The 7,677-nt window shown below is 73.6% G+C and carries 8 protein-coding genes and 1 pseudogene; 4 read left to right on the top strand and 5 right to left on the bottom strand.

The genetic code is table 11. From position 1 onward, the window contains the following. The first annotated feature begins 92 nt into the window (after nucleotides 1-92). Entirely contained in the window at nucleotides 93-1,961 is a 1,869-nt protein-coding gene (locus ABD671_RS21950) for a Na+/H+ antiporter (RefSeq protein WP_344735656.1), read from the top strand. A gap of 143 nt (nucleotides 1,962-2,104) precedes the next feature. On the opposite strand, the pseudogene ABD671_RS21955 reads toward ABD671_RS21950, so the two are convergent. From ABD671_RS21955 to ABD671_RS21970, 4 genes and pseudogenes are all read right to left on the bottom strand, one after another. Continuing rightward, nucleotides 2,105-2,284, bottom strand: a pseudogene (locus tag ABD671_RS21955) (GNAT family N-acetyltransferase); the annotation flags it as partial. 12 nt (nucleotides 2,285-2,296) lie between these two features. After that, nucleotides 2,297-2,584, bottom strand: a complete 288-nt coding sequence (locus ABD671_RS21960) for a GNAT family N-acetyltransferase (RefSeq protein ID WP_344735657.1) — start codon at nucleotides 2,582-2,584, stop codon at nucleotides 2,297-2,299. After that, the gene (locus ABD671_RS21965; protein ID WP_344735658.1) at nucleotides 2,581-3,414 is read right to left on the bottom strand and encodes an NAD(P)H-binding protein; all 834 of its coding nucleotides are present in this window, start codon (nucleotides 3,412-3,414) and stop codon (nucleotides 2,581-2,583) included. Before ABD671_RS21965 ends, ABD671_RS21960 begins: the two co-directional genes overlap by 4 nt. Before the next feature lie 39 nt (nucleotides 3,415-3,453). After that, on the bottom strand, nucleotides 3,454-4,149 hold the full coding sequence (locus ABD671_RS21970; protein ID WP_344735659.1) for a LysE family transporter: 696 nt from the start codon (nucleotides 4,147-4,149) through the stop codon (nucleotides 3,454-3,456). On the opposite strand from ABD671_RS21970, the gene ABD671_RS21975 reads away from it, so the two are divergent. Further along, nucleotides 4,148-4,786 (top strand): MBL fold metallo-hydrolase, encoded by a 639-nt coding sequence (locus tag ABD671_RS21975; protein WP_344735660.1) that lies wholly within the window; start codon nucleotides 4,148-4,150, stop codon nucleotides 4,784-4,786. The two genes, ABD671_RS21970 and ABD671_RS21975, sit on opposite strands and share 2 nt — an antisense overlap. Nucleotides 4,787-4,828: 42 nt before the next feature. On the opposite strand, the gene ABD671_RS21980 is transcribed toward ABD671_RS21975, so the two are convergent. Beyond that, nucleotides 4,829-6,091, bottom strand: a complete 1,263-nt coding sequence (locus ABD671_RS21980; protein WP_344735661.1) for an isochorismate synthase — start codon at nucleotides 6,089-6,091, stop codon at nucleotides 4,829-4,831. A gap of 75 nt (nucleotides 6,092-6,166) precedes the next feature. Here ABD671_RS21980 and ABD671_RS21985 point away from each other — a divergent pair, with 75 nt between their 5' ends. Both ABD671_RS21985 and ABD671_RS21990 read left to right on the top strand, forming a co-directional pair. Continuing rightward, nucleotides 6,167-6,799: a hypothetical protein gene (locus ABD671_RS21985; protein ID WP_344735662.1), complete on the top strand. Its 633-nt coding sequence runs from the start codon at nucleotides 6,167-6,169 to the stop codon at nucleotides 6,797-6,799. Between the two features lie 12 nt (nucleotides 6,800-6,811). Beyond that, nucleotides 6,812-7,501 (top strand): demethylmenaquinone methyltransferase, encoded by a 690-nt coding sequence (locus ABD671_RS21990; RefSeq protein ID WP_344735663.1) that lies wholly within the window; start codon nucleotides 6,812-6,814, stop codon nucleotides 7,499-7,501. Nucleotides 7,502-7,677 lie beyond the last annotated feature (176 nt).

A 7,677-nucleotide genomic window follows, 5' to 3' on the forward strand; every position in this document is an offset into this window, starting at 1 on the left:
TGTCCAACTATCTCGTTCGCGACGCTACACCCGGGACGCCGCCCCCGCGATGGGAGGTGCGCGGCGTCCGTACCACCCGCGAGACTGGGGCCATGGAGATCGCCCTCGCCCTCGTCGTCCTCGCGGCGACGGTCCTGCTCGTGACGGCGATCGCCGAACGGATCGACCTGCCCGCGCCGCTCGTGCTCATCGTCGTCGGGGTGGTCGCCTCCTACGTGCCGGCCGTCCCCGAGATCGAGCTCGAACCCGAGATCGTGCTCCTCGGCCTGCTGCCGCCCCTGCTCTACTCCGCGGCGCTCGGCACCTCGCTGGTCGACTTCAACGCCAACAGGCGCTCGATCCTGCTGCTCTCGGTCGGCCTGGTCATCTTCACGACCTCCGGGGTGGCGGTCCTCGTGCACGCGCTGCTGCCCGAGCTGTCGTGGCCGGCGGCGTTCGCGATCGGCGCCGTCGTCGCCCCTCCGGACGCCGTCGCCGCCACCGCGATCGGACGCCGCATCGGCCTGCCGCGCCGCATCGTCACGATCCTCGAGGGCGAGTCGCTGCTCAACGACGCCACCGCCCTGGTCGCCCTGCGCACGGCCATCGCCGCCGGCGGGGCCGGGATCGAGATCTGGAGGGTCGGACTCGACTTCCTGCTCGCGGCCGGAGGCGGCGCCGCCGTCGGGTGCGTCGTCTACGTCGTCGTCGCCTGGATCCGCAAGCACGTCGAGGACCCCATCTTCGACACCGCGCTCTCCCTCATCGTGCCGTTCGCGGCCTACCTCGCCGCCGAGGAGCTGCACGCCTCCGGCGTCATCGGCGTCGTCGTCGCGGGTCTGCTGCTCGGGCACAGCGCCCCGATCCTGCAGAGCGCGCAGTCGCGCATCGCCGAGCGGATGAACTGGCGCACCCTGGCCTTCCTGCTCGAGAACGTCGTCTTCCTGCTCATCGGCCTGCAGGCCCACCGGCTCATCGGCGACGTCGGGGAGAGCGAGCTCTCGGCCGCCCGCATCACCGCCACCTGCCTCGGCACGCTGGTGCTGGTGATCGTGCTGCGCCTCGTGTGGGTCTTCCCGGCGCGGTTCCTCCTCGTGCGGCCGGGACCCGAGCCGCACACCGGCGTCGCCCCGCCGTTGACCTCGACGTTCCTGCTCGGCTGGGCCGGCATGCGCGGCGTCGTCACCCTGGCCGCCGCCTTCGTCATCCCACTGGACACCGAGCACCGCGAGATCCTGCTGCTGGTGGCCTTCACCGTCGTGGCCGGCACCCTCTTCCTCCAGGGGCTCAGCCTGCCGTGGCTGGCCCGCCGCCTCGACGTCCGCGGCCCCGACCCGATGGACGACGCGCTCGCCCGGGCCACCTTGCTCCAGCAGGCGTCCAAGGCCGGCTTCGCGACCCTCGACGAGCTCGAGTACGACGACCCGCACGGCGTCGTCCCGCTCATCCGGCAGCGCGTCGACCAGCGCAACTTCTCCGCCTGGGAACGTCTCGGCACGGTCGCGGGGGAGGAGACGCCGTCCGAGCTGTACGCCCGCGTGCGGCTGGCGATGATCGAGGCCGAGCGGCGGCGCATCCTGGAGATCCGCAACGAGGGGCGCGTCGCCTCCGAGGTGGTCGCCGAGGTGCTGGCCACGCTCGACGTCGAGGAGTCGATGATCGACATCGCCACCGCCGAGCGCGACGAGCTGCGCCAGTACGGCGTCCTGCGGTTCTCGGCCGGCGACCGGTGCCACGACCTCGAGCAGTACGACGCCGTGGTCGCCCCGACCGAGGGGCTGGAGTGCGCCGACTGCCTGCGCGAGGGCACCCGGTGGGTGGCGCTGCGGCTGTGCCTGGACTGCGGCTACCTGGCCTGCTGCGACTCCTCACCCGGCCAGCACGCCACCCGGCACTTCCACGACACCGCCCACCCGGTCATGCAGTCCGCCGAACCCGGCGAGGACTGGCGCTGGTGCTTCGTGCACCACCTGACGGGCTGACCGCGGGCGCGGGGGACACGGGCGTGCGGCGTCCGCGCATGGTCGGGAGGCGAGCACTTGGGGGGCGAAACCTGATGTTGTGGGGCGAAACTTCGCCCATCAACATCAGGTTTCCCCGGCTGACCGGGGAAACCTGACGGCCCTCACCGCCGCATCCGCAGCTCCGTCCCGAGCTCGTCGGTCCGCGAGGTGCCGTCGAAGCCGAACCCGTGGCGGGCGTAGAAGTCGATGGCCCGGTCGTTGCCGGCGAGCACCCAGAGGAACGCGGGCGCGTCGCCGACCGCGGTGCCGAGGAGGCGGTGCCCGACGCCGGTGCCCCAGGCCGCAGCGTCGACCTAGAGGCCCCACAGTTCGTGCAGATCGGGGAGGTCCTCATCGCGGGAGGGGCCGTCCGAGGAGAAGCCGACCAGCCGGCCGGCGTCGTCGATCGCGACGATCGTGCGGGCCGGCGAGGTGGTGGCCGCCAGGCGCCATCGCTCGACCCGCTCGGGCAGGGTGGCCCGCCGCTCGACGAAGATCGAGGCCGGCATGAGGTCGCCGTACGCGGCCTCCCAGACCTCGACGTGGAGCAGGGCCAGCGCCTCGGCGTCGTCCGGGGTGAGGGGGCGCAGGGTGACGGTCATGCCCGCAGGATGGTCTCCAGGGTGCGGGCCGGGCGACCGGTTATCCGTTCGACGTCGTCGCTCACCCGCGCGAACGAGCCGTCGGCGATGGCGGTGTAGGTGCTCACCCAGGCGTCGAGCTGCCAGTCCGGTGTGCCCGGGTAGGCCGCCCGGCGCGAGGCGTAGGCCTCCTCCACCGTCTCGTCCTCGAACCGGAGGTCGCGGCCCAGCACCGCGCCGGCGCGGGCGGCGATCTCATCCATCGTCAGGGCCTCGGGTCCGCTGAGCTCGTAGACCGCGCCCACATGCTCGTGCGGCGCGCGCAGCACGGCGGCGGCGACGTCGGCGACGTCGGCCCGGCCGACGGCCGCGACCCGGCCGGTGCCCGCCGGGCCCCGGAGCACGCCCGCGTCGTCGGCGAAGTGGGGCAGGAGGTCGGCGTAGAAGTTGTCGCGCAGCAGGGTGATCGCGAGGCCGGACGCCGCGAGCGCGGCCTCGGTGTCGGCATGGTCGCGGGCGAGGGTGAAGGTGGCGTCGGGTGCCGCGCCGACGAAGGACAGGTAGACGACGTGCGCGACGCCGGCGGCCGCGGCCGCCTCGACCATCGCCCGGTGCTCGGCCCGTCGGGTCGCCGACTCGTGACCGGAGACCAGCAGCAGCACGTCGACCCCCACCAGCGCCTCGGCGGCATGCGGGTCGCCGTACACGCAGCGCCGCACCCCGCCGCCGAGGTCGACGGCCTTCGCCGGGTCGCGGACCAGCAGGCGCGGACGCAGATCGGCCAGGGCGGCGGCGACCGCGCCGCCGATCGCACCGGTCGCGCCGGTGATGCCGAGCAGGGGAGCGGTCATGGGTCGAACCTACGTGGCGCCTTCAGCCGAGAACCAGGTTCAGGCCGTGACGATCGTGCGCACCGCCAGCGCCGCGATCACGACCGCGGAGACCAGGCCCGTCACGAGCCGACCGCGCGGCCCGGTGATGGTGCGCCCGAGCGCCGCACCGCCCGTGGCCAGCAGCAGCTGCCACGAGCCCGAGGCCACGGCCACCGCCATGACGAACACCACCGCCTGGCCCACCCCCGAGGTGAGGTGGTCGTTGCCGAGCACGATCGCGGCGAAGTACACGACCGTCGCCGGGTTCAGCGCCGTGATGCCCAGGAAGAGCACGTAGGCGCGCCCGGCGGTCATCGGACGCCGATCGGCGTCGTCCGCGGGCGACGTCGCCGCACGGTCGCGGACGGCGTGCCGTGCCGCGAGCCCGGCCATCGCCAGCAGCACCAGTCCCGAGACGATGCCGAGCTCCCGGGCGATCGGCTCGAGGAGCGAGGCCACCCAGGCGCCGGCGACGACCGCGACGACGGCGTACCCGGCGTCCACGCTCGCGACCCCGAGGGCCGCACCGGCGCCGACCCGCCACGAGGTGCGGGCGGTCAGGGTGACGATGAGCGCCGCGACGGCGCCGACGGGCACCGCGATCGCCCAGCCGGTCAGCAACCCGGAGACGACGACACCACCCACGGCGCCGAGTGTGGCCGACCCGTGCGGGCCGCGCGAGCGGATTCCCGCGCTGACTACGGTGGGGGTCATGCGCATCACGAAGTTCGGTCACGCCTGCGTCCGCATCGAGCACGACGGCGCCACGATCGTGCTCGACCCCGGGGTGTTCACCGACCCCGAGGCTGTCGACGGCGCCGGCGCGGTGCTGATCACCCACGAGCACCCCGACCACTACGAGCCCGAGCGGCTGCGCCGCGCCGATGCGCCGATCCTCACCATCGCGGCGGTGGCGGCCCGCATCCGCGAGGACGCTCCCGACCTGGCCGAGCGCATCACCGTGGTGGCGCCGGAGGAGCGGTTCGAGGCGGCCGGCCTGGCCGTGCGTGCGGTCGGCGAACTCCACGCGGTCATCCACCCCGAGTTCCCGCGCTTCACCAACAGCGGCTACGTCGTCACTGTCGGCGACACCCGGATCTACCACCCCGGCGACGCCCTTACGCTCCCCGGCGAGCCGGTCGACGTGCTCTGCGCACCCGTCTCCGCGCCGTGGCTGAAGGCCTCGGAGGCCGTCGACTTCGCCCGCGAGGTGAAGGCGCCGCGCACCCTCGCCATCCACGACAAGGTCTACTCCGAGGCGGGCCTGGGCATCATCGACGGCCACATGAACGCCTTCCTGCCGCAGGAGGGGCTGGCCTACACGCGGCTGGCCGACGGCGCCGATCTCTGACGCCGATCTCCGACCTGGCGGCGGGCGGACGCCGTCCGGACCTCAGGCGGACGGCGAGACGGCGTCGCGCACGGGCACGAACTTCGCCTGGGTCTCGGCGAGCTCGGCCTCGGGGTCGGAGGCGCCGACGATCCCGCACCCGGCGAAGAGCCGCACGGTGCGGCCCTCGATCAGCCCCGAGCGCAGGGCGATGCCCCACTCGCCGTCGCCGGCGGCGTCCATCCAGCCGACCGGGCCCGCGTAGCGGCCGCGGTCCATGCCCTCGATCGCCTCGATGAGGGCCACGGCCACCTCGGTCGGGGTGCCGCCGACGGCGGCCGAGGGGTGCAGGGCCTCGGCCAGCCGCAACGAGGAGACGGGTCGGGCGTCGTCGACGACGCCGGCCACATCGGTGGCCAGGTGCATCACGTTGGGCAGGTGCAGCACGAACGGCGACTCGGGCACGTTGAACGACGAGCAGTACGGGCCCAGCGCGTCGGCGACCGAGCGGACGGCGTACTCGTGCTCCTCGAGGTCCTTCGACGAGCGGGCCAGCGCGGCGGCGAGGGCGAGGTCGTGCTCGTCGTCGCCGGTGCGCCGGATCGTGCCGGCCAGCACCCGCGAGGTCACCAGACCGCGCTCGCGGCGCACCAGCATCTCGGGGGTCGCACCGAAGAGACCCTCGACGTGGAAGGTCCAGCACATCGGGTAATCCTCGGCCAGGCGCTGCAGCGGCCAGCGGACGTCGACGTCGTCGTCGGCGGTGGCCAGCAGGTCGCGCGCCAGGACGACCTTCTCCAGGTCGCCGCGGCCGATCCGGGCCACCGCGTCGGCGACGACGCTCATCCAGCGCTCGCCGTCGAGGGCGCCGTCGGCGAAGACGATGCCCGACGGTGCGCGCACGGGCTCGACCGGCGCGAGGTGGCCCTCGACGTCCAGGCCGCCGCGCGAGACCGTGGTCAGCCAGGTCACCCCGCCGCGCCGTCCGACGACGACCTCGGGCACGACGAGCATCGACTCGCCGGGGGCGTCGGCGAAGGCGAAGGAGCCGAAGGCGACCAGACCCGAGCCGGGGCGGTTCACCTCGTCGCGGACGACGGCGCGGCCGGTCAGGGTGGTCCACCAGGCGTCGGCGTCGGCGAACCGGTCGGCGCCCGCGGTGCGGATGGAGGCGGCCTCGCCCCAGCCGACGATGCCCTCTCCGCGGCGCAGCCAGCACAGCGGTCCGCGGTCGGGCAGCAGGTCGAGCAGGGAGGAGGCGGTGTCCTGGTCGAGCACGACCGAACGCGCCACCAGCGGCGCGTGGGGCTCGGCGAAGGACGTCACATCCGATCAGCGTACGCGGGCCCGTGCAGTGGCCGGCGACCGGCTCGACGCAGCGGTCGGCTACCGTCTGTCGGCGTGACCGCTGTTCGTTCCTCCGCCCGCACCGCCGTCCTCGGCATCCTCGGCGGCGCCGCCGCCCTCGCGCTGGTCGGCGGGTTCGCCATCGGCCTGCCGAAGGCCGCCGACAGTGCCACCGGTGTCGCCGCTCTGCCCGACACCCTGCCCGGCGGGCTCACCGCGGTCGAGGTGCTGGCGCAGAAGGAGGTCGACGCCAACGGCGAGCAGGCCTCCCAGGCCCAGCAGTTCCTCGACGAGCAGGGCTCCATCCAGGGTTCCGCGGTCGCGGCCCTGAAGAAGCAGTACGACGCTCCCGTCGAGCTGCGGGCCTACCAGACCGCCGACCTGAAGTCGCAGCTCACCATCACCGTGATCGCCGCCCCGGCCGGTCCGTTCCTCCCGCAGGGCCCCGTGCCCGACCCGGAGACCTACGGCTACGCCCGCGGCGCCTACTCGCTGGAGAAGGTCGGCGACGGCATCTGCAGCTCGGCCTGGTCGGCTCCCGTGCCGCAGGGGCAGAAGGTCGACGCCGCCGAGAAGCCGACCTCGGTCTACTGCCAGGTCGGTGCCGGCGACGTCACCTACCTCGCCAACGGCAACGGCTTCACCGGCCAGGAGGCGGTCGAGATCCTCGACAGCCTCGCGAAGTAGAAGGTCGTCCCCGTGGCCCGTGCCGACCTGGACAAGCAGCCCACCGACGTCCGTCGGATGTTCGACACCGTCGCGCGCCGCTACGACCTGACCAACGACGTCCTCTCGCTGGGGCAGGACCGCCGCTGGCGGCACGAGGTCATCAAGGCCGTCGCCCCGGTGCCCGGGGAGCGGGTGCTCGACCTCGCGGCCGGCACCGGCACCTCGAGCGAGCCGTTCCACGACCGCGGCGCGACCGTTGTCCCCTGCGACTTCTCCCTCGGCATGCTGCGGGTGGGCAAGCAGCACCGGCCGCACCTGCCCTTCACCGCGGGTGACGGCACCCGGCTGCCCTTCGCCGACGCCTCCTTCGACGCCGTCACGATCTCCTTCGGGCTGCGCAACATCGTCGACCCGCTGCGCGGCCTCGAGGAGCTGCGCCGCGTGACCAAGCCGGGCGGTCGCCTGGTGGTGTGCGAGTTCAGCCACCCGACGAACGCGGCCTTCCGCGGCGTCTATCTCAACTACCTCATGCGGGCGCTGCCGGCGATCGCGACGGGGGTCTCCTCCGCGCCCGACGCCTACGTCTACCTCGCAGAGTCGATCCGGGCCTGGCCCGACCAGGCCGGCCTCTCGGCGCTCATCGCGCAGGCCGGCTGGTCCGGCGTGGAGTGGCGCAACCTCTCCGGCGGCATCGTCGCCCTGCACCGCGCCCACGCCTGAGGCCGGGTCTGGGGACCGGCCGGGGTCGGCCGGGACTGGCCGGGGCCGTCGTCTCAGCACCCGGAACGACTTCTCAGGGGAAACTGTCACTTCTCAGGGGGGCGGAGTCCATCGGTCGAAGCAACGCTGACCCGAATGGGGGCGTTGATCGTGCCGAAGGTGTTCTCGTACGAGAC

Source organism: Nocardioides fonticola (assembly GCF_039536805.1).
GTDB lineage: Bacteria > Actinomycetota > Actinomycetes > Propionibacteriales > Nocardioidaceae > Nocardioides > Nocardioides fonticola.